Source organism: Streptosporangium subroseum (assembly GCF_900188345.1).
GTDB lineage: Bacteria > Actinomycetota > Actinomycetes > Streptosporangiales > Streptosporangiaceae > Streptosporangium > Streptosporangium subroseum.
On sequence record NZ_FZOD01000013.1, the window covers coordinates 1 to 19,841 of the forward strand.

At 69.2% G+C, this 19,841-nt stretch carries 22 protein-coding genes; 17 read left to right on the plus strand and 5 right to left on the minus strand.

Annotated features, from left to right (window positions below; translation table 11 throughout):
• A partial coding sequence (locus CHC08_RS15415) for a hypothetical protein (protein WP_420823567.1) occupies nt 1-210 on the plus strand: 210 nt, incomplete at its 5' end.
• Nucleotides 211-219: 9 nt separating this feature from the next.
• On the opposite strand, the gene CHC08_RS15420 is transcribed toward CHC08_RS15415, so the two are convergent.
• Both CHC08_RS15420 and CHC08_RS15425 read right to left on the minus strand, forming a co-directional pair.
• Nucleotides 220-795, minus strand: coding sequence for an isochorismatase family protein (locus CHC08_RS15420; RefSeq protein ID WP_089207973.1), 576 nt, complete (start codon nt 793-795; stop codon nt 220-222).
• A 5-nt stretch (nt 796-800) separates the two neighbouring features.
• On the minus strand, nt 801-2,090 hold the full coding sequence (locus CHC08_RS15425) for a nicotinate phosphoribosyltransferase (protein ID WP_089207974.1): 1,290 nt from the start codon (nt 2,088-2,090) through the stop codon (nt 801-803).
• A 40-nt stretch (nt 2,091-2,130) separates the two neighbouring features.
• Here CHC08_RS15425 and clpS point away from each other — a divergent pair, with 40 nt between their 5' ends.
• The 6 genes from clpS (at nt 2,131) to CHC08_RS15450 (ending at nt 5,046) form a co-directional block, all read left to right on the plus strand.
• A complete protein-coding gene (gene clpS, locus CHC08_RS15430; protein ID WP_089208117.1) occupies nt 2,131-2,418 on the plus strand; it encodes an ATP-dependent Clp protease adapter ClpS in 288 nt (95 codons plus the stop codon).
• Between the two features lie 97 nt (nt 2,419-2,515).
• Nucleotides 2,516-3,025: a DUF2017 domain-containing protein gene (locus CHC08_RS15435; RefSeq protein ID WP_089207975.1), complete on the plus strand. Its 510-nt coding sequence runs from the start codon at nt 2,516-2,518 to the stop codon at nt 3,023-3,025.
• A 9-nt stretch (nt 3,026-3,034) separates the two neighbouring features.
• On the plus strand, nt 3,035-3,451 hold the full coding sequence (locus tag CHC08_RS15440) for a M67 family metallopeptidase (protein WP_089207976.1): 417 nt from the start codon (nt 3,035-3,037) through the stop codon (nt 3,449-3,451).
• 52 nt (nt 3,452-3,503) lie between these two features.
• Nucleotides 3,504-3,641, plus strand: a complete 138-nt coding sequence (locus CHC08_RS49580) for a hypothetical protein (protein WP_162641340.1) — start codon at nt 3,504-3,506, stop codon at nt 3,639-3,641.
• 95 nt (nt 3,642-3,736) lie between these two features.
• Nucleotides 3,737-4,015: a MoaD/ThiS family protein gene (locus tag CHC08_RS15445; protein ID WP_089207977.1), complete on the plus strand. Its 279-nt coding sequence runs from the start codon at nt 3,737-3,739 to the stop codon at nt 4,013-4,015.
• Between the two features lie 83 nt (nt 4,016-4,098).
• Nucleotides 4,099-5,046 (plus strand): PLP-dependent cysteine synthase family protein, encoded by a 948-nt coding sequence (locus tag CHC08_RS15450; protein ID WP_089208118.1) that lies wholly within the window; start codon nt 4,099-4,101, stop codon nt 5,044-5,046.
• A 302-nt stretch (nt 5,047-5,348) separates the two neighbouring features.
• Here the strand turns inward: CHC08_RS15450 and CHC08_RS15455 are convergent, their stop codons facing one another.
• Nucleotides 5,349-7,256 carry a DUF3352 domain-containing protein gene (locus CHC08_RS15455; RefSeq protein ID WP_089207978.1) on the minus strand — a complete coding sequence of 636 codons (1,908 nt, stop codon included), beginning with the start codon at nt 7,254-7,256 and terminating at the stop codon, nt 5,349-5,351.
• 531 nt (nt 7,257-7,787) lie between these two features.
• Between CHC08_RS15455 and CHC08_RS15460 the strand changes: the two genes are divergently transcribed.
• From CHC08_RS15460 to CHC08_RS15485, 6 genes are all read left to right on the plus strand, one after another.
• A complete protein-coding gene (locus tag CHC08_RS15460; RefSeq protein WP_089207979.1) occupies nt 7,788-8,579 on the plus strand; it encodes a thioesterase family protein in 792 nt (263 codons plus the stop codon).
• Between the two features lie 171 nt (nt 8,580-8,750).
• Complete coding sequence (murI, locus tag CHC08_RS15465) at nt 8,751-9,596, plus strand: glutamate racemase (protein ID WP_089207980.1); 846 nt, start codon at nt 8,751-8,753, stop codon at nt 9,594-9,596.
• Between the two features lie 105 nt (nt 9,597-9,701).
• The gene (locus CHC08_RS15470; protein WP_089207981.1) at nt 9,702-10,454 is read left to right on the plus strand and encodes an MBL fold metallo-hydrolase; all 753 of its coding nucleotides are present in this window, start codon (nt 9,702-9,704) and stop codon (nt 10,452-10,454) included.
• Between the two features lie 5 nt (nt 10,455-10,459).
• Complete coding sequence (gene rph, locus CHC08_RS15475; protein WP_089208119.1) at nt 10,460-11,176, plus strand: ribonuclease PH; 717 nt, start codon at nt 10,460-10,462, stop codon at nt 11,174-11,176.
• Nucleotides 11,173-11,778 (plus strand): RdgB/HAM1 family non-canonical purine NTP pyrophosphatase, encoded by a 606-nt coding sequence (gene rdgB / locus CHC08_RS15480; RefSeq protein WP_089207982.1) that lies wholly within the window; start codon nt 11,173-11,175, stop codon nt 11,776-11,778. The genes rph and rdgB overlap by 4 nt, the downstream gene beginning before the upstream one ends.
• 233 nt (nt 11,779-12,011) lie before the next feature.
• Nucleotides 12,012-13,709, plus strand: a complete 1,698-nt coding sequence (locus CHC08_RS15485) for a molybdopterin-dependent oxidoreductase (RefSeq protein WP_089207983.1) — start codon at nt 12,012-12,014, stop codon at nt 13,707-13,709.
• 18 nt (nt 13,710-13,727) lie between these two features.
• On the opposite strand, the gene CHC08_RS15490 is transcribed toward CHC08_RS15485, so the two are convergent.
• Nucleotides 13,728-14,651 (minus strand): SDR family oxidoreductase, encoded by a 924-nt coding sequence (locus CHC08_RS15490; RefSeq protein WP_089207984.1) that lies wholly within the window; start codon nt 14,649-14,651, stop codon nt 13,728-13,730.
• Nucleotides 14,652-14,754: 103 nt separating this feature from the next.
• Here CHC08_RS15490 and CHC08_RS15495 point away from each other — a divergent pair, with 103 nt between their 5' ends.
• Nucleotides 14,755-15,432: a TetR/AcrR family transcriptional regulator gene (locus CHC08_RS15495; protein WP_089207985.1), complete on the plus strand. Its 678-nt coding sequence runs from the start codon at nt 14,755-14,757 to the stop codon at nt 15,430-15,432.
• Between the two features lie 249 nt (nt 15,433-15,681).
• Here CHC08_RS15495 and CHC08_RS15500 read toward each other — a convergent pair whose 3' ends face one another.
• The gene (locus CHC08_RS15500) at nt 15,682-15,921 is read right to left on the minus strand and encodes a hypothetical protein (protein WP_089207986.1); all 240 of its coding nucleotides are present in this window, start codon (nt 15,919-15,921) and stop codon (nt 15,682-15,684) included.
• A 154-nt stretch (nt 15,922-16,075) separates the two neighbouring features.
• Here CHC08_RS15500 and CHC08_RS15505 point away from each other — a divergent pair, with 154 nt between their 5' ends.
• From CHC08_RS15505 to CHC08_RS15515, 3 genes are all read left to right on the plus strand, one after another.
• Nucleotides 16,076-17,254, plus strand: coding sequence for a sensor histidine kinase (locus CHC08_RS15505; protein ID WP_089207987.1), 1,179 nt, complete (start codon nt 16,076-16,078; stop codon nt 17,252-17,254).
• Nucleotides 17,251-17,931 carry a response regulator transcription factor gene (locus CHC08_RS15510; RefSeq protein WP_089207988.1) on the plus strand — a complete coding sequence of 227 codons (681 nt, stop codon included), beginning with the start codon at nt 17,251-17,253 and terminating at the stop codon, nt 17,929-17,931. Before CHC08_RS15505 ends, CHC08_RS15510 begins: the two co-directional genes overlap by 4 nt.
• A 473-nt stretch (nt 17,932-18,404) precedes the next feature.
• On the plus strand, nt 18,405-19,373 hold the full coding sequence (locus CHC08_RS15515) for an SLAC1 family transporter (RefSeq protein ID WP_143653230.1): 969 nt from the start codon (nt 18,405-18,407) through the stop codon (nt 19,371-19,373).
• Nucleotides 19,374-19,841 lie beyond the last annotated feature (468 nt).

Consider the following 19,841-nt stretch of genomic DNA (forward strand, 5'->3'; position numbering starts at 1 on the left):
GTCGCTGTCCTTAAGACGGATGTCTCCGAGCTCAAGACGGACGTCGCTGTCCTTAAGACGGATGTGTCCGAGCTGAAGACGGACGTCTCCGTCCTCAAGGAGGATGTCTCCGGCCTCAAGCACGATGTCGGCGAGCTCAAGGAGAACTTCGGGGTCATGGACGGGAAGCTCGACCGGGTCATTCAGTGGCTGGGGATGCCGCCGAGCTGAGGGCGTCGGTCAGGCTGAGCGGACCACCGGGGTGCCGGTGAGCAGGATTCCGGCGGAGTCGAGCTCGGCCAGGGCGGCCTTGGTGGTCGAAGCGGCCACTCCGGCGGTCAGATCCAGCAGCACCTGTACGGCCAGGCCGTTCCTGGCCGCGTCCAGGGCGGTGGCCCGCACGCAGTGATCGGTGGCGATGCCGACGACGTCCACCGTGTCCACCTGGCGTTCGGAGAGCCAGTCGGCGAGGTTTGAGCCGTCGGAGGAGGCGCCCTCGAAGCCGCTGTAGGCGGCGGCGTGGGCGCCCTTGCTGAACACCTCCTCGACACGTGCCGTGTCGAGGGCCGGGTGAAAGTCCGCACCCGAAGTGCCGGCCACGCAGTGGGTGGGCCAGGTGTTCACGTAGTCCGGTTCGGCGGAGAAGTGGCCGCCGGGATCCACGTGGAAATCCCGGGTGGCCACGACGTGGTCGTAATGATGTGAGGCGGCGTGCAGGGAGATGGCGGCGGCCACCTCGCTGCCGCCGCCCACCGCCAGGCTGCCGCCCTCGCAGAAGTCGTTCTGGACATCGGTGATGATCAATGCGGTGGCCACGGGCCCTAGTCAAACATGGTCGGGATCGCGGCGTAACCCCGGGACAGCTGATGGGCGGGGGCCGGGAGTTCGGCGACCGCGTCGCGGTGTCGCCCGCGGATCCTCTCCAGGGTCTCCCGGCCGACGACCTCGCCGTCCTTGACCAGCTGGACCTGGAGCGGGCGGGCATCCGCGGGCCGGTCGCCTGCGACGGTGACCAGCTCGGCGATCGCCGTTCCCGTGGCGTCGAGCTTGCGGAAGGCGTCCTTGCGACCACCCCTGCTGGGTTTGCCCACCGACCTCTTGGCGACCGGCCGCATGATTCCGTCGGCGTCCTCGCGGGCGACGAGCTTGTAGACCAGCGCGGCCGTGGGCGAGCCGGAGCCGGTGACGAGCGAGGTGCCGACGCCGTAGACGTCCACGGGGGCGGAGGCCAGTGCCGCGATGGCGTACTCGTCCAGGTCGCTGGTGACGATGATCCGGGTCTTGTGCGCCCCCAGCGCGTCGAGCTGCTCGCGGACCTCGTGGGCGACCTGGGCCAGGTCGCCGGAGTCGAGGCGGACGGCGCCCAGGCTGGGACCGGCCAGCTCCACCGCGGTCCGTACGGCCTGCGCCACGTCGTAGGTGTCCACGAGCAGCGTGGTGCCGGTGCCGAGCGAGTTGATCTGGGCCTGGAAGGCCTGTTCCTCGGAGTCGTGCAGGAGCGTGAAGGCGTGGGCCGCGGTCCCGGCGGTCGGCACGCCGTACGCGTGCCCGGCCATGAGGTTGGAGGTGGCGGAGAACCCGGCCAGGTAGGCGGCCCGGGCGGCGGCCACGGCCGACATCTCGTGGGTGCGCCGCGAGCCCATCTCGATGAGCGGCCTGGATCCGGCGGCGTGGATCATCCGGGAGGCCGCGGTGGCGATCGCGCAGTCATGGTTGAGGACCGACAGGATCACCGTTTCAAGGAGCACGGCCTCGGCGAACGTGCCCTCCACGGTCATGATCGGGGAACCGGGGAAGTAACACTCCCCCTCGGCATAGCCGTACAGGTGTCCGGAGAACCGGTAGCCGGCGAGAAACTCCAGGGTGCGGGAGTCGACCACCTGGTTGTCCCGGAGGAAGGCGAGATCCTCGTCTTCGAAGCGGAAACGCTCCAGCGCCTCAAGCACGCGGCCGGTCCCCGCGACCACCCCGTATCGCCGTCCTCCGGGCAGTTGCCGCGCGAAGACCTCGAACACCGCACGCCGCGATGCGGCCCCGCTGCGCAATGAGGCCTCCAGCATCGTCAGCTCATAGTGATCAGTAAGCAACGCACTGCTCATGGCCATCGTCATGAGTCGAAGACTAAGGCCGGGGTAGGGCAGACTGGTGAATGTGGGTAGCACCGCTCCAACGGAGGTCGAGCGTCCGTCAATCGACGTACGGCCCGATCTGCCATGGTTGACCATCGTCTGGAATGACCCGGTCAACCTGATGTCCTATGTGACTTATGTCTTTCAGTCCGTCTTCGGTTACTCGAAGGAGAAGGCGGAGAAGCTGATGCTGGACGTGCATCACAAGGGCCGGGCCGTTGTGTCCAGCGGCACCCGCGAGGAGATGGAGCGCGACGTGCAGATCATGCACTCCTACGGCCTGTGGGCGACCGTTCAGCGGGACTCATGAGCGGTCGGACCAGGTGTGGCTCGTCGCGCGACGGGCGGCGTTCGAGCCTCCCGAGAGGCCGGCGAAGAGTGGTGGGTGAGAAGTGAGCTCGGGGTTCATGCCTGGACGCAGGGGCGGTGTGATCACGGTCTTCGACGCGGCCGAGGTCTCGATCCTGCGCTCGCTGGTCTCCCAGATCCTCGGCCTGATCGAGCCGGGGGAGACCGGGGACGATCCCCTGGAGCGGGCGCTCGGCATCGGCTCGTCCGAGCAGTCCACCGATCCGGTGCTGGCCCGGCTGTTCCCCTCGGCCTACGAGGATCATGAGCAGTCCGCGGAGTTCCGCCGTTACACCGAGGCGACCCTGCGCGACGGCAAGCGGGCCGACGCCCAGACCATGCTCGACAGCGCCGAGCCCGGCCGGGTGGAGCTCACCCAGGAGCAGGCACAGGCGTGGATGCGTGCGTTGAACGACGTACGGCTGGCGCTGGGCACCCGGCTGGAGGTGACCGAGGAGGTCCATGACGAGATCGCCGAGATGCCGGAGGACGACCCCCGCTACCCGGCGTATGTCACTTACGACTGGTTGACCTACCTCCAGGACACCCTGGTCCGTGCCCTTTGGTAACTTCCAGACATGCTCACCATCTCTCGGGAACTGGTTGACAAGATCATCGCGCATGCCCGGGCCGACCACCCGGACGAGGCCTGTGGCGTGGTCGCCGGGCCGATCGGCTCGGACTCCCCCGAGCGGTTCGTCGCGATGGAGAACGCCGAGCGGTCGCCCACGTTCTACCGCTTCGACTCGCTGGAACAGCTCCGCGTCTGGCGGGAGATGGACGACCTCGACGAGGAGCCGGTGATCATCTATCACTCGCACACCGCGACCGAGGCCTACCCCTCCCGCACCGACATCAGCTACGCCTCCGAGCCGAACGCCCATTACGTGCTGGTCTCCACCCGCGAGGAGCTGGGGGAGAAGGCGGAGTTCCGCTCGTACCGGATCGTCGACGGGGTCGTGAACGAGGAAGAGGTCACGATCACTTTGGGGTGATCGGCGGCCCGCTGACCGATACGGCCGTGCGGGGATGGGTAAACTGGCAAGCATGTTGACCGCTGACCCGAGCCCGGAGGACGTCGTGCTCTCGCGTCCCGGTGCGTGGGCGCGGCAAGCGGATGTCGCGCCGGTACAGAACTTCCTGTTCGCGCACACCCCGTCCGTCGTCGTCTACGACTGTCGCTGACCCGGTTTTCCGGAATCCTCCCGTGCCCGCCGGTGTTCTGAATCCGGTGGGCGGCACTCCCATGACGACTGACGACACAAGGAGATTGACCCGCGATGGCCATCGAGATCCGCATTCCGACCATCCTGCGCACCTACACCGACGGAGCCAAGGCCGTGGACGCCAAGGGCGCCACGCTGCAGGAGCTGATCGACGATCTGGAGGCCGGGCACCCCGGGCTGAAGGACCGTCTGATCGACAAGGGCGCGCTGCGCCGCTTCGTGAACGTGTACCTGAACGACGAGGACGTCCGCTTTCTGGGCGGGCTGGAGACCCCGGTCGCGGACGGCGACACGGTCACCGTCCTGCCCGCCGTGGCCGGTGGCGCCCGCTAGTCGCACAGCGCCGCCTGCCCCACCGGGCCGGCGGCGCCCGCTGATGTTCCCTGTTCGTTGGCACGATGCGGAAGCCGTACATCATGCGCTTTGACTCACTGATCGACTCGGTCGGCCGCACGCCCCTGGTCGGGCTGCCCCGGCTGTCCCCCTCGCAGGACGTGCGGATCTGGGCCAAGCTCGAAGACCGCAACCCGACAGGTTCGATCAAGGACCGCCCGGCGCTGTGGATGATCGAGCAGGCCGAGAAGGACGGGCTCCTCCAGCCGGGCTGCACCATCCTCGAACCCACGAGCGGCAACACCGGAATCTCGCTGGCGATGTCCGCCCGGCTCAAGGGCTACAAGCTGATCTGCGTGATGCCCGAGAACACCTCAGAGGAGCGCCGTCAGCTTCTGCGAATGTGGGGGGCGAAGATCATTTCCTCTCCCGCGGCGGGCGGCTCCAACGAGGCGGTCAGGGTCGCCAAGGGTCTGGCCGCGGAGAACCCGGACTGGGTGATGCTCTATCAGTACGGCAACCCGGCCAACTGGCGTTCCCACTACGAGTCGACGGGCCCGGAGATCCTTGAGGACCTCCCGTCCGTGACCCACTTCGTGGCCGGTCTGGGCACCACGGGCACGCTGATGGGCGTCGGCCGGTTCCTGCGCGAGCGCGTCCCCGACGTGAAGATCGTCGCCGCTGAGCCGCGTTACGGCGAGCTGGTGTACGGCCTGCGCAACGTCGACGAGGGCTTCATCCCCGAGCTCTACGATCCCGATGTCCTGACCACGCGCTTCTCCGTCTCCTCCGCCGACGCGCTCCGGCGCACAAGAGAGCTGCTGAGCACCGAGGGCATCTTCGCCGGTGTCTCCACCGGCGCGGCCCTGCACGCCGCCCTCGGCATGGCGAGCAAGGCCGTTCAGGCGGGGGAGCGGGCCGACATCGCGTTCGTGGTGGCGGACGGCGGGTGGAAATACCTGTCCACCGGCGCCTACGAGGGGACGCTGGACGAGGCCGAGGAGCGACTCGAAGGCCAGCTCTGGGCGTGACCGGCCCCGCCGTGAACGAATCCCGGGATGGATCCGGCTCTGGTGTGAACAGGCCCTGAGACGACGGGGTCGAGAGCGAACGGGCTCCGAGACGAACGGGTTCCCGGCGTGAACAGGCCCTGAGATGACGAGCTTCTGATGTGGACGGGCTCCGAGACGAACGGGCTCCGAGACGAACGGGCTTCTGATGTGAACGGGCCCTGAGATGACAGGGCCGACGACAAGGGCGGGCGTCCCCGATGGGGGCGCCCGCCCTTGTCGTCTCCGGTCAGCTGAGATCGCCGATCACCGGCTGGAGCCGCTTAGTTGAACAGGACCCTCAGGGCGAACGAGGAGTCGCCGCCGGACTGGGTGCCGCTCATGCCCACGGCGCGTAGGGTCTGGAGGTTGGCCTTGTCGTCGCCCTGCAGGCCCTGGAGGTAAAGCTTCTCGACCTTGTCCAGATCGACGTAGACGGCGAAGGTCGCCTCGCCGGCATTGGGAATCGCGATCTTGAAGCTCTCGCTGTCGCCCAGCGCGCCGTCCTTGGCGAGCTCGGCGGCGTAGTCCTGCGCGCTGGCCAGGACGTAGGTGCCGTCACCGGGGACCTTGGCGAGCTGCGGGACAGCGGTCCCGGAGTCGGCCAGGAACTTCTCGATCTTGCCGACGACCTCCTGCGCCTTGGCCGGGTCGGTGACGATCCGGGCGCCGAACCTGGGCTGGTCGCCGTCGAGGCCGGTTCCGTCCAGGGCCAGGGTGAGGTTCTTGCCGAGCAGCGTCGCCAGGTCGTCGGGGAGCGCCAGCCCGTACTTCTGCTGGGCCTGGTCGGCGAACTGCTTGAAGGACACGCCGCCGGTCTTTTCGGCCGACTTCATGATCTCCGCCCACTGCTTGCCGATCACGTCGCCGAGGCCGGAGATCGAGATCGCACCGGCGGTGGAGGCCGGAAGCGCGCTGATCCGGGAGGGCTCGGGAGCGCCCATGTCCAGGCCCTGCGCGCCCCGGCTGATGCCGGCCAGCTCGACGTAGTCGCCGTCGAAGCGGAGTGCGCCCGCCACGCGAAGGTTCTTGATCTGGGCGAGGGCGGTGTCGTCCGCGGCGGCCAGCTCGGGCGCGAGCGCCGCGACCTTGCCCGCGTCCACCCAGAAGGAGAGCACGCCGGTCTCGCCGAGGGCGCTCAGGTCGTCGGAGAAGTTGGCGTTCTCCGCCAGCGGCGGGGCACTCACGGCCCGGTCGGCCTCCGCCTGGGTGGGAGCGAGCAGCGCGTAGTCCTCGCGGAAGGCGATGCCGTACTTCTCCTCGCCCATCAGCTTGGCGATCCCCGTCTTGGCCGCGGCCTCGTCGCTGACCTGAACGGCCACCACGACGCCGGGCGTGGGGTTGCCCTTGGGGGGAGCGAGCACGGCCAGGCCGATGCGGTCGCCGAGCCAGGGCTGGACGTCGGCGGCGTAGTCGATCTTGCCGAGGTCCTGGTTGTCCTTCTTGATCAGGTCGAAGATGGCCGCGCGCGGGTCGTCGCCGCTGAAGGAGTCCTTGGTGACGGTGAACTTCCGCGCGATGCCGAACAGCGCCAGCTTCTGGTTCGCCGCCGGGTCGAGGTCGAGACGCACGTACCCCATGGCATCGCCGGGCAGGACGTCATGCGGCTGCGTGCCGCCGCCACTGAGCAGGTTGACCGCGAAGACGCCGCCACCGCCCACGAGGACCACGATCAGCGCGGCGATCGCCGCGAGCAGCCAGCCCTTGCCACCCTTGCGGGTGGGCGGTGCGGGTGGCTGTCCGGTGCTCAGGTAGTCGGGGCCCTGCTGTTGCCAGCCGGGCTGCTGTCCGTAGGCGGGCTGCCCATAGGCCGGCTGCCCGTAGCCGGGCTGCTGTCCACCGGCCTGCTGGCCGTAAGCCTGCTGTCCGTAGGCCGGCTGCTGGTAGCCGGGCTGCTGGTGGCCTTGCTGGGTGTAGCCGGGCTGGGTCTGCTGGTAGCCCCCCGGGGTCTGCTGGGTGTAGCCGGGCTGGGCCTGGCCCCCCGCGTTCCGCTGCGGATAGCCAGGCTGCTGCGGGTAGCCGGGCTGGGGGTATCCAGGCTGGGCCGGCTGCGGGTAGCCGCCCTGCTGGGGATGGTTCTGGGCGTACGGCTGATCGTTCTGCTGCCCACCCTCGTTCCTGCGGTAGGCGATCGTCCTGTCGGATTGCTCATCCGGCGTAGGCGACTGGTCGGGGGGGTTATTGGCAGGCATGCTCACTCACAATGTGGGTTTCTCGGATATAGAGAAGTAAGTTAGTGCACATTGCTAGCAATCGGCTTGCATTGAACTAACTGCGTGATTGCTTCGTCTAAGCCGAATCAGGCCCTTCCAGGGCCTGGACCAGCTTCATCGGCACGATCCCGTCGTTTTCGACGGTGGCCATGGCGTCTCGGAAGACCAAATCCCCGCCGTTACAGAACGTCATAGAAGAGCCGGAACATTGTTATGAACAATCGGCTCGCCCGGTCGCCCGAGTTGCGGATGGACCCCGGCATCATCGGGATCCGCCGCCCCCGGCCCCTGGAAATCCCCCCCGAGGGCCCTCCACGACCCTCCTCGCGAACCTCTCCGAGGCCTGCGGAAAGCGGCTCCGAGAACCTTCCGGCACCTCTCTGAAAATGGTTACCGGTCTTTTGGCGAAAGCGTGTTCTCCCTGTTGGCGGCACGTGTGGGAGGCCGGGGAGGCGGGGTTCACGCGGAATGGGTAGGGTGAGCCCTCTAGAACAAGGTTCGGGAGCGTGGATGACGAAGTTCGACGAGGCGACACGGGCCGTCCGGGTGGACGAGAACACCTACGACGTGTCGCTGGACCCCGGATACTCGATCGGTGGTCCGCTCAACGGTGGTTACCTGATGGCCGTGATCCTGCGCGCCGTCGTGGACGCCTCCTCTCACGAGCACCCGGTGACCACCAGCGCGCAGTTCCTGCGCGCGCCCAAGCCCGGTCCCGCCCGGGTGCGGTTGGAACAGATCAAGGCCGGTCGCACCGCCACGATGACCCGCGCCACCCTGATCCAGGACGACAGGTCTTTCATTGAGACCCTCGTCACAACGGCGACCCTCGCCGACGTCGTCCCCGACTGGACGGACGGTCCCTCGGCGGTCATGCCGCCTCTGGAGCAGTGCGTCAGGCTGCCCGATCCCAAGCCCGAGTCGAACATGACGCTCAACGCGCAGATGGAGATGGCGTTCGACCCGCCCACCATCGGCTGGCTTGACGGAAGGCCCACCGGGCGCCCCGAGGGTCGCGCCTACTTCCGGATGGCCGAGCCGCAGGATCCCGACCCGTACGTGCTGGCCCTGGCCGTGGACGCGCTTCCTCCGGTGGTCTTCTCCGCCGGAGAGCGCGGCTGGGCGCCCACGGTCGACCTCACCTGGCACCTGCGCGCCCTACCCGCTCCGGGCTGGCTCACCCTGCTCGGCAGCGGCCGCATGATCAGCGACGGCTGGTTCGACGAGGACGTGGAGGTCCGTGACTCCACCGGTCGCCTGGTCGCCCAGTCCCGTCAACTGGCCCGGGTCGGGCGCGGCTGAGTCGGCGACGGCCGGAACCGGCGTGATCGGTCCGGGCGCGGCCCCGCCCGCCGGGGCCGCGCGCCGGCCTTCGGGCCGGGCACGGTGAAACGGCTGCCGCCGAGCTGAGAATCGTCGATGTGAGGATTCTTACCGTGATCTATCGGCCCAGGTCGCCTAACCTTGGGAACCGTGTCGCAAGCGAGTATTGGAATATTTGACAGTGGTGTGGGCGGCCTCACGGTGGCCAGGGCGATCATCGATCAGTTACCCAACGAATCGATCTTCTACGTGGCCGACACCGCGCGGCAGCCGTACGGCCCCAAGACCATCGCGCAGGTCCGTTCCTACGCGCTGGAAGTGATGGATCACCTCGTCGAGCACGACGTCAAGATGCTGGTGATCGCGTGCAACAGCGCCAGCGCGGCAGTGCTGCGGGACGCGCGCGAACGCTATGACGTGCCGGTCGTCGAAGTGATCCAACCGGCGACGCGCCGTGCCGTACGGGCCACCCGCAACGGCAGGGTCGGAGTGATCGGGACCCGGGCCACGATCGAGTCGATGGCATATCACGACGCGTTCGCCGCGGCACCCGACGTCCGGCTGACCGGAGTGGCGGCTCCCCGGCTGGTGGAGTTCGTGGAACGGGGAGAGACGATGAGCGACGAGCTCATCGAGGTCATCCGCGATTACATGAAGCCGATTCTGGACGACGGATGCGACACGTTGATTCTGGGATGTACGCACTACCCACTGCTCACCGGGCCGATCTCCTACGTCGTGGGAAACGGGGTCACCCTCGTGTCCAGCGCCGACGAGACGGCCAAGGACGTCTACCGGATCCTGCACGACCGGGGCATGGCCGCCGTAGGGGGCGAGCCTGAGCACCGTTTCCGTGCCACCGGTGACGCGAGCGTCTTCGCCCAACTCGGACGCAGGTTCCTCGGGCCTGAGATCGAAGCGGTCGAAGTCGCAGTAGTGGGGGATGTTTCCACCAATGGACTGGATGGCTCTCGTGAGGACGCTCCGGCGATCTGAACCGAGGACCGGAGGGGCACAGCGGATGAGCGGCGTGAGAAGGCGCCGGTCACCGGTGCCCGAACCGTGACGCGTAGCGTCGCAATGGGAGAGTAGGAGGCCGCCTTGAAATTGACAATCATCGGGTGCTCGGGAAGTTTCCCCGGCCCGAACAGCCCTTCCTCCTGCTATCTGCTGGAGGCCGAGGGGTTCCGCATGCTGCTGGACTTCGGCAACGGCGCGCTCGGCGCGCTGCAGAGGCACATCGGTCTCTACGACGTGGACGCGATCTGCCTGTCCCACCTGCATGCCGACCACTGCCTCGACATGTGTCCCTACCACGTGGTGCGCACCTACTCCCCGCAGGGCCCGCTGCCCCGGGTGCCGGTCTACGCTCCCGCCGACGCGCCGCAACGGCTGTCGTCCGCCTACGCCATGCCCGACGAACCACGGCTGGAGACCGCCTTCGACTTCATCGGGCTGACGCCCGGGGTGTTCGAGGTGGGTCCGTTCGAGGTGACGGCCGCGCTGGTGAACCACCCGGTGGAGACCTACGGGTTCAGGGTCTCGTACGGCGGGCGCTCGGTGGCCTACTCGGGTGACACCGGTGAGTCCGCCGAGCTGGTCAAGCTCGCCGCGGGGGCCGACGTGCTCCTGTGCGAGGCCTCGTTCCTGGACAAGCCGGGCCTTCCCCATGATCTCCATCTGAACGGCCGGCAGGCCGCCGAGCACGCGGCGAGGGCGGACGTGGGAACCCTGGTGCTGACCCACCTCGTGCCCTGGAACGACTGCGGTCAAATCCTGGAGGACGCCTCCCGGGGCGGGTTCGGGGGACGGACGGAGCTCGCACGGAGTGGGGTCACGTATGACCTAGGGTGAGTTTCATGGCTCGCGCAGATGGACGTTCTCCCGATCAACTCCGCCCCGTCACCATCACCCGTGGCTGGCTCGCTCACGCCGAAGGGTCGGTGCTCGTCGAGTTCGGCGGCACCAAGGTGCTCTGCGCCGCCTCCGTGCAGGACAGCGTGCCACGCTGGCGCCGGGGCAGCGGCCAGGGCTGGGTCACGGCCGAGTACGCCATGCTGCCGCGGGCCACGAACACCCGTAACGACCGCGAGTCGGTGCGCGGCAAGATCGGCGGCCGGACGCACGAGATCTCCCGCCTGATCGGCCGTTCCCTGCGGGCCTGCGTCGACTACAAGACCCTGGGCGAAAACTCGATCGTCATCGACTGCGACGTGCTCCAGGCGGACGGCGGCACCCGTACCGCCGCGATCACCGGAGCCTACGTGGCGCTGGCCGACGCGGTGAGCTGGATGCGCGAGCGGAAGATGTGCAGCGGCGACCCGCTGATCGACTCGATCGCCGCCGTGTCGGTAGGCGTCGTCGGATCCACGCCGCTGCTGGACCTCTGCTACACCGAGGACGTCGCGGCCGAGACCGACATGAACGTCGTGATGACGGGATCGGGCGAGTTCGTCGAGGTTCAGGGCACGGCCGAGGGCAAGCCGTTCAACCGCGCCGCGCTGGACGAGCTGCTCGACCTCGGCATCGCCGGGTGCGCGGAGCTCACCCGCCTGCAGCGGGAGACGCTGGCGTGAGCGCGCGAGTGGTCCTGGCCACCCGTAACGCAGGAAAGATCGTCGAGCTCCGCCGGATTCTGGCCGACGCCTCGGTGCCCATCGAGATCGTCGGCCTTGAGGAGTTCCCCGAGATCGGCGACGTCGCCGAGACCGGCCTGACGTTCGCCGAGAACGCCCTGCTCAAGGCCCACGCGGTCGCCAAGCAGTCCGGTCTTCCCGCGATCGCCGACGACTCCGGCCTGTGCGTGGACGCGCTGAACGGCATGCCGGGCATCTTCTCCGCTCGCTGGTCCGGCAGGCACGGTGACGACAAGGCGAATCTGAACCTGCTGCTGGCGCAGGTGTCGGACGTGCCGCGCGAGCGCCTCGGCGCCCACTTCGCGTGCGCCGCCGCGCTGGCCCTGCCTTCGGGGGAGGAGCGGGTGGCCGAGGGTGCGCTGTACGGCGTGATCATCGACGCGCCGCGCGGGAGCAACGGCTTCGGCTACGACCCGATCTTCGTGCCCGAGGGGGAGAGCCGGACGACCGCCGAGCTGTCGGCGCAGGAGAAGGACGCCATCAGCCATCGGGGCCGCGCCTTCCGCGCCCTGGTCCCGATCCTCGTGGAAGCGGTCGGATAGCCGGTCCCCTCGGGAGCCCGGCGGCACGGGAGTCGGCGAGGACCGAGATCGATCGACGCTGCGGAGGGCGCCGGGTCCCCGGGCTCCTCTCAGGGCCGGGCGGCACGAGCGTCGGCGAACATCAAGATCGATCGACGCTGCGGAGGGTCGGGAGGCCCGATGGCGGCGGGTCCGGGCCAGGCTGTAATCGGCGCGTAAGATCTTACGGTCCCCAGGGGGCGTAGCGTCAGAGCATGAAGAGCAACAGGCGCACGCCCCTGTGGGCAGCGGCGCTGATCGGCCTGGTATCCGGTGCTGTGGCGGTCGGGGTCTCCCTGCTGGTCGCGGGCGTGGTGAAAGCCTCGGCCTTCCCCGTCATCGCGGTCGGCAACGCCGCCGTCGACCTCACCCCGGCCGGGCTCAAGGACTGGGCGATCCGCGCCTTCGGGGAGAACGACAAGAACATCCTGCTGCTCGGCATCTTCGTGGTCGTCGCGGCGCTCGCCGCCGGTCTTGGCATCCTCGCCCTCCGCGAGATCCGGTACGGCCTGGCGGGCCTGGCCGCGTTCGGTGTCATCGGGATCATCGCCGTCCTGACCCGCCCCGGCGCGGGCGTCGTGGACGTCGTCCCCACACTGGCCGGCGTCGGCGCCGCCATGTTCGCGCTCCACCGCCTCACCAACCGCGCCTTCGTCCCTACCCCGTCCGCTTCCCGCTCGTCCGTCTCCAGCCCTCCCGCTTCCAGCTTCCCTGCCTCCGGCTCGCCCGTTCCCGGCGCAGCCCCTTCCGGCTCGTCCTTCTCCGCGGAGAGTGGTACGGGGACGGCGGAGCGGCAGGGCGCGCCGGTGCCGCCGATCATGCGGGCGGGCAACGACCTCCGCTCGTTCGACCGGCGAGGACTGCTGACCGGAGTGCTCGGGGGCGCCGTCGTCGCCGGAGTGGCGGGGGTGGCCGGGCGGATGCTGTCGGGACGGGCGGCGGTGAGCGAGGCCAGGGTCGACCTCACGCTGCCGCGACCCGCGGTCCCGATGGCCCCGCTTCCCGCCGGAGTCGACTTCAAGATCAAGGGACTGTCGCCGTTCATCACACCGAACAATGACTTCTACCGGGTGGACACCGCCCTCATCGTGCCCCAGGTCGACCCCCGCAACTGGACGTTGAAGATCTACGGCCTGGTGGACCGGCCCGTCGAACTCACCTTCGCCGACCTGATGAAGCGCTCCATCGAGGAGGCCGACGTCACGCTGTGCTGCGTCTCCAACGAGGTCGGCGGGCCGTACATCGGCAACGCCCGCTGGCTGGGCGTCCGCATGGCGGACCTCCTGCGCGACGCGGGCATCCAGAAGAACGCGGACATGCTGCTCAACACCTCCGCCGACGGCTGGACCTCCGGCACCCCGATCGACATCGTCCTCGACGGTCGCGACTCGATGCTGGCCTTCGGGATGAACGGCGAGGCGCTCCCCGTGGACCACGGCTTCCCGGTCCGGCAGGTCGTCCCCGGCCTCTACGGCTACGTCTCGGCCACCAAGTGGGTGACGGAGATCAAGGTCAGCCGGTTCGACCAGGAGGAGGCCTACTGGACGTCCAGGGGCTGGTCGGCCAAGGGACCGATCAAGACGGAGTCGCGGATCGACCTGCCGCATGACGGCGACGGCATCCCGGCGGGCCGTACGGTGATCGCGGGCGTCGCCTGGGCACAGCACAAGGGAGTGGACGCGGTCGAGGTGCGCGTCGACCAGGGGCCGTGGCGTCAGGCCCGGCTGGCCGAGGCGCCGACGGCCGACACCTGGCGCCAGTGGGTGATCGACGACTGGGACGCCGTCCGGGGAAGCCACACCATCCAGGTGCGAGCCACCGACGCCACCGGCTACACCCAGACCGAGGCCCTGGCCGACGTTGTTCCGGACGGGGCCACCGGCTGGCACACCATCACCGTCGAGGTCGCCTGAACCCGGCTCCGGCCTCGGTCAGGCGACGTGGGCGGCCAGGGTGACGCCGGTGAGGCGTTCGGCCTCGGTCCACAGGCGGGCGTTGGTCACGGCGTCCAGAGCCCTGCGGGGCGGGCGGGCGGTGACGGTGGGGCCGACCAGGCCGCCCCACTTGCCGGGACCGTAGTAGCCGCCGGTGACGGCCTCGGGGCTGGTGGCGGCGTACAGCAGCGGCTCGGTGCCCGGCTCGACGCCCTGCGAGGGCACGACGTTGTTGAGCAGAGCCTGCAGGCGCGACGGCTTGCCGCCTCCGAGGCTCGCGCCCGCCGTCTGGAGGTTGGTGCGGGTGTAGCCGGGGTGGGCGCCGTTGCTCATCAGGTTCCAGCCGCGCTGGGCGGCGACGGCGGCGAGGTGCCGGGTGAGCATGAAATCGGCGAGCTTGGACTGGGCGTAGGCGCGGTTGGGGCTGTAGCGGCGTTCCCACTGCAGGTCCTCGAAGGTGATCCGGCCGTAGTGGGCCGTGCCGCTGCTCATGGTGACCACGCGCGGCGCGGCGGCGGCGAGCACCGTCGGTAGAAGCCGGACGGTCAGGGCGAAGGGGCCGAGGTAGTTGCTGCCGAACTGCAGCTCGAAGCCGTCGGCCGTGGTCATGCGGGTGGGCGGAGCCATCACCCCGGCGTTGTTGATCAGCAGGTCCAGGGGGGTGCCGTCGGCGATGAGCCCGTCGGCGAACTCCTTGACCGAGGCGAGGTCGGCCAGGTCGATCCGGCGGATCTCAAGGTTGGCGTGCGGGTGCCGCGCGAGGATCTCGGCGCGGGCCTGCTCGCCCTTGGCGACCGTGCGGACGGCCATCACCACGCGTGCCCCGGCGGCGGCGAGGCGCCGGGCGGCTTCCTTGCCGGTGCCGCTGTTGGCACCGGTGACGACGGCGAACTTCCCGCTCTGGTCGGGGACGGTGTACATGGAGACTCCTGCGAGATTTTTTAGAGACTGGCGGTCTGTTGCTCTGAACAATAGCGGACCGCCAGTCTGTTAACAAGGGACCGCCGGTCTGTAGACTGCTGGCATGGCGACCTTCCAACGTGCACGCAGCGAGGAGCAGCGCGCGGAGCGCAGGCGGGCGATCCTGGACACCGCGACCGCGATGCTGGCCGAGATGCCGGTGGCGCAGCTGAGCCTCAACGAGCTGAGCCGGCGCGTCGGCCTGGCGAAGTCGAACGTCCTGCGCTACTTCGAGTCCCGCGAGGCCGTGCTGCTGGAGTTGCTCGACGTCGCCCTGCAGGAGTGGCTGGAGCACCTCGACGGCGCGCTCACCGCCGCGGTCGACGCCGACGCGGCGCCGTTCGAGCGCGGCGACCAGGTGGCCGCCACGCTCGCCGCCTCGCTGGCGGCCCGCCCGGTGCTGTGCGACCTGATCGGCGCGCAGGCCGCGGTGCTGGAGCGCAACGTCTCCCCGCAGGTCGCCGCGGAGTACAAGCACGCCATCGTCGCGAACGCGCACGTACTGGTCCGGCTGGTGCGCGAGCACGTGCGGGAGCTCGGCGAGCACGACGCGATACGGTTCGCCGGCGCCGCGACCATGGCGACCGGCGCGGTGTGGACCCACGCGCAGCCCTCGGCCGCGATGCTGGCCGCCTACGAGGCCGACCCCTCGCTGGCGGCCATGCGACTCGACTTCACCTCGACTCTGCGCGAGATATTCGAGGTACTGCTCACGGGGCTGCTCGCCCGCCCGTCCCGCTGAGCCGGAGCAGCCCGGCTCGTTGACGAGTTGGTGCTGTCGCCGGGCACGTGGAGTGGCACGGACAGCGGAACGAGGGACCTGAAAGACCTCCAAGTCCCTGAGGCCGGTGACGGAGCCACCCCCTGGCGGCGATGTGGTGCTCGGATCGGCGAATTGGCAGGTGGGTTGTGCGGTGACGGCCAGAGCCGCTGCCGTTGCGTCGCTTCCCGCGCCGTTGGCCCGGTCCCTGAGGCGGTCGCCCGGAGTGGTTCATCCGCGGTCTCGCCGGGTGAGTGCGTTGCCGGCCGCGCCTATCGCGAAGCCGAGGACGATCATGACGACGTAGCTGTAGATCTCGTAGCCGTCCGGGGCAAGGAGCCGGACGAAACCCATGAAATGGATCCAGTCGAGCCACTCGTGCAGGAGGCCGCTCGCGCCGCCGACGACAAGGACGAAGCAGAGCAGACCCGACAGGGCCGCCACGGGGGACTTCGGGTTGGTGGAGGTCATGGCCCCACGATAGGCAGGCGATGCCGGGTGCGGATCGAGCTTAGGACGGCCGTGCGATGACCAAAGTCGGCCGCCGGCGGCCGAGGGTCGTACTTAAGTATTCGGTTGCGGCACGGACGCCCGGTCGCAGGTGGGGCCACGTAGATTACCGGCCATGCGCCGCATCGACCGCACCCGCCGGGACTGGGCCGCAGACCTGGGATTGTTCCTCTTCGCCACATGCTTTGCCGCCGTCAGCTCGCAGTCCGTGCCTGTCGCGGCCGACCTCGATCCCGTGTGGCGAGCCGCAGATCAGGTGGTCGGAGGGCTGGGGTGCGCGGCGGTACTTCTGCGGCGGCGTTGGCCGGTGTCGTTGGCGGTGGCGCTGCTGTTGGCGGGCACCCAAGCGCACTATCTGACCGGTCCGGCGATGGTGGCGGTGTTCACGGTGGCCGCGGCCCGGCCGTGGCGAGCCACGGCGTGGGTGGCGGCGCTGGCCTTCGCCCCGCTTCCCGCCTTCCTATGGCGGCTGTCCGAGCTGCCCGGGGAACGGGCCGGCTCGGCGCTGACGTACTTCGCTCTGATCGCCGGGGCCATCGGGTGGGGGCTGTTCCGGCGGTCCCGGCAGCAGTTGATCGCTTCGCTGCGGGAGCGCGCGGAACTGGCCGAGGCGGACGCGGAGCTGCGAGCGGAGCGGGCCCGACGAGAGGCGCGGGAGGAGATCGCCCGCGAGATGCACGACGTGCTGGGACACCGGCTGTCGCTGATGAGCGTGCACGCCGGGGCTCTGGAGTTCAACACGGACGCGCCCCGGGCGGAGATCGCGCGGGCTGCCGGGGTGATCAGGGAGAGCGCCCACCTGGCCCTGCGCGACCTACGCGAGGTGATCGGGGTGCTTCACGCAGGGCCGGCGGGGGGCGAGCGACCGCAACCGGAACTGGCGGACCTGCCCCGGCTGGTGGCGGAGGCACGGGCGGCGGGCGGCCGGATCGAGCTGACCGGACCGCCGGACGGGCCGGCGCCGCCGCCCGTGGTAGGGCGGACGGCCTACCGGATCGTGCAGGAGGCGCTGACCAACGCGCGCAAGCACGCGCCCGGTGCGGCGGTCGCGGTACGGGTGACCGGGGGCCCGGCGGACAGGCTGACGGTTGAGATCCGCAACGCACTGCCGCCCGGAACGGCTTCGGGCGCGGGCAGAGGCGAAGGCGGCGGGCAGGGACTGATCGGGCTGGCCGAACGGGCTCGACTGGCAGGCGGCGAGCTGAGGGCCGGCCCTGCCGACGACGGGTTCCGAGTCTGCGCCTGGCTACCCTGGCCGACGGCGGACATCGCATCCACCGCAAGCCAGGGATGAGGAGGAGTACGCGAGTGATCCGTGTCCTGCTCGTCGACGACGACGCGATTGTGCGGGCCGGGCTGCGCCTGATGCTGGGCGGTGCCCCGGACATCGAGATCGTCGCGGAGGCCGCCGACGGGGCGGAGGTGCCCGCGCTGGTGGCCGCGTACGGACCAGACCTGGTGCTGATGGACATCCGGATGCCGGGCGTCGACGGACCGGCCGCCACCAAGGCGCTCCGGGCCCAGCCAGACGCTCCGGAGGTACTGGTCCTGACTACCTTCCACACCGACGAGCACGTACTGCGGGCGTTGCGCGCCGGTGCGGCCGGGTTCCTTCTCAAAGACACCCCGCCGCAGGACATCGTCACGGCCATCCGGACCGTGGCCGCCGGGGACCCCGTACTTTCCCCCGTCGTCACTCGCCGGCTCATCGTGCGGGTGGCGGGCGACTCCGGGCAGGACGACCGGGCCGCCGTCGCCCGGGCCCGGCTGGCACTGCTGGCCGAGCGGGAGCGGGAGGTGGCCCGGGCGGTCGGGCGTGGCCGCTCCAACGCGGAGATCGCGCGGGAGTTGCATCTGGCGCTGCCGACGGTGAAGGCGCACGTGTCACGAATCCTGACCCGGCTGGATCTCAACAACCGCGTCCAGATCGCTCTGCTGGTCCACGACGCGAGCGCGGCAGAAGACGTCTGAGCACCCGCTCCTATGAAGAAGTCGCCGCACATGCCGGACGATGAGGCGGTCCTCCACCGGGTGGTGATCAGGCCGTCGCAGCGGCCGGCCGGCGGCTGACACCGCGGCCAAACCCCTCACCGGTTCATCTTGAACGATCTGTATGTGCGGATTCCCTCCTACCCGCGCCTCGTCAGGCTCGCACTGCCGGTCACAACCGACTTGGGCGGCGCCGGCGCCGCCGCGCCTGAAGCCGCGGTGCGGCCAGGTGACGCATGGTCTTTCCATGGCCCGATGGCGGTCTGATCTTGTCTGGCATGGATCACGCATGTGATAAATGCGCAGGTTCTCGGGGTAGGTCGAACTGACAGGCGGCCGGATCCACGACGTCGCCCAGACAGCCACAGTCAGCGTCAGCGAATTCGCAGGGGGAACGCGGCCGCCGGTATTCGCGGTGGAGGGCTCGACGAACACGCGGACAGGTGGAGGGCTCGATGAAAACGCGGACAGCTCAGCCCCAGGTCGGGATCACCTCGAACATGTTTGGAATCTCCTACGGGTTGGCCGGTCTGGCCACCTGCTGGGGGTACGCGGCCATGCTGGGGGTGGCGCCCGCGCTGGTGGCCGACGTCCTGTTCATCGTCACCGCCGTCGTGTGGCTGGTGCTCATCGTCGGCTACGTGTCGCAGGTTCCGCACCGGTCCGGCGGCTGGCGCGCCGAACTGGCCGATCCGGTGCTGGCGCCGTTCGTGTCGCTGATCCCGATCGTCGGCATGCTCCTGGCGATCGGTCTGATGCCCCATACCCCCACCGCCGGCCGGTGGCTGTTCGCGGTCTTCGCCGTCGCCACCACCATCCTGGCCGGGTGGATCCTCGGCCAATGGATCACCGAAGAACTCGACCTGGACCGGCTGCACTCCGGCTACGTCCTGCCCGCCGTCGCCGGAGGACTCATCGCCTCCATCGGTGCCGCCCGCGCCGGCTGGACCGACATCGCCCACGCGTTCATGGGCATCGGCGTCGTGTCGTGGCTTCTCATCGGCTCCGTCATCATGGCCCGGCTACTGTTCCGCCCCCGCCTGCCTGCCCCGCTGACGCCCACCCTGGCCATCGAGGTCGCGCCGCCCGCTCTCGGCGGCCTCGCCTATCTGGCCATCACCCATGACAAGGTCGACGCCGCCGCCCTGGTGTTCGGCGGCTTCACCGTGCTCGCCGTCATCGTCCAACTCCGGCTGATCCCCGTGTACCGCCAGTTGTCGTTCGGCCCCGCGTTCTGGTCGTTCGCTTTCCCGTACGCCGCCGTCGCCACCTTCGCCCTGCATTGGATCAACTACGGAAGACCCGCCGGGCACACGGTGTGGGCCTGGTGCGTACTGCTCGCGATCACAGCCTTCATCGCCGTGCTCGTCGCTAAGACAACGGTCGCCCTCGCCCGCCGTAGATTCCTGCCCCAACTCCGGTAACCGCAAGCACCGCGGTCACGGCATACCAGCCGACAAGCGCCGTATGGACCGATCGGGCCGGCTGCCGGCCTGCGGTAACACTTTGAACCACCGTGGTGACCTGTGGTGATCGTCTCGGTGACTCTTGGTATTTTGTGGTGTTTTAAATATTTATGTCACTTATTGGTAGTTTAATGTGCTTTGCGATCTTTCTATCTATTTGTCCATATCGCGAATTGCGGGCCCGGGGTTCCTTGGGGTGTTGTGAACTCCGGGACGGCCTCGGTCCGCGTCACTGTCCTGGTTCCGCGCCGCGCACCGTGCCGGCGGCATGCCGGACAACCGAGCCGCGAGCGGATGCAAAGGCGAACGCACACGCGTGGCGGATGAATGGCCAGTTCGGGTGCCTTGCGTGAACACCTCGGCGGGGCACGGGCCGGCGCGGCATCGCCGTCGCCGAACGCGAAACCGCGTTCGCCGCCTGTCGGC

Coding starts and splice junctions, on each gene's coding strand:
- CHC08_RS15425 (WP_089207974.1), bottom strand. CDS start 2,090: ATGACGATGGCCATGAGCAGTGCGTTGCTTACTGATCACTATGAGCTG.
- CHC08_RS15435 (WP_089207975.1), top strand. CDS start 2,516: ATGCCTGGACGCAGGGGCGGTGTGATCACGGTCTTCGACGCGGCCGAG.
- CHC08_RS15440 (WP_089207976.1), top strand. CDS start 3,035: ATGCTCACCATCTCTCGGGAACTGGTTGACAAGATCATCGCGCATGCC.
- CHC08_RS49580 (WP_162641340.1), top strand. CDS start 3,504: ATGTTGACCGCTGACCCGAGCCCGGAGGACGTCGTGCTCTCGCGTCCC.
- CHC08_RS15445 (WP_089207977.1), top strand. CDS start 3,737: ATGGCCATCGAGATCCGCATTCCGACCATCCTGCGCACCTACACCGAC.
- CHC08_RS15450 (WP_089208118.1), top strand. CDS start 4,099: ATGCGCTTTGACTCACTGATCGACTCGGTCGGCCGCACGCCCCTGGTC.
- CHC08_RS15455 (WP_089207978.1), bottom strand. CDS start 7,256: ATGCCTGCCAATAACCCCCCCGACCAGTCGCCTACGCCGGATGAGCAA.
- CHC08_RS15460 (WP_089207979.1), top strand. CDS start 7,788: ATGACGAAGTTCGACGAGGCGACACGGGCCGTCCGGGTGGACGAGAAC.
- rph (WP_089208119.1), top strand. CDS start 10,460: ATGGCTCGCGCAGATGGACGTTCTCCCGATCAACTCCGCCCCGTCACC.
- CHC08_RS15485 (WP_089207983.1), top strand. CDS start 12,012: ATGAAGAGCAACAGGCGCACGCCCCTGTGGGCAGCGGCGCTGATCGGC.
- CHC08_RS15490 (WP_089207984.1), bottom strand. CDS start 14,651: ATGTACACCGTCCCCGACCAGAGCGGGAAGTTCGCCGTCGTCACCGGT.
- CHC08_RS15495 (WP_089207985.1), top strand. CDS start 14,755: ATGGCGACCTTCCAACGTGCACGCAGCGAGGAGCAGCGCGCGGAGCGC.
- CHC08_RS15500 (WP_089207986.1), bottom strand. CDS start 15,921: ATGACCTCCACCAACCCGAAGTCCCCCGTGGCGGCCCTGTCGGGTCTG.
- CHC08_RS15505 (WP_089207987.1), top strand. CDS start 16,076: ATGCGCCGCATCGACCGCACCCGCCGGGACTGGGCCGCAGACCTGGGA.
- CHC08_RS15510 (WP_089207988.1), top strand. CDS start 17,251: ATGAGGAGGAGTACGCGAGTGATCCGTGTCCTGCTCGTCGACGACGAC.
- CHC08_RS15515 (WP_143653230.1), top strand. CDS start 18,405: ATGAAAACGCGGACAGCTCAGCCCCAGGTCGGGATCACCTCGAACATG.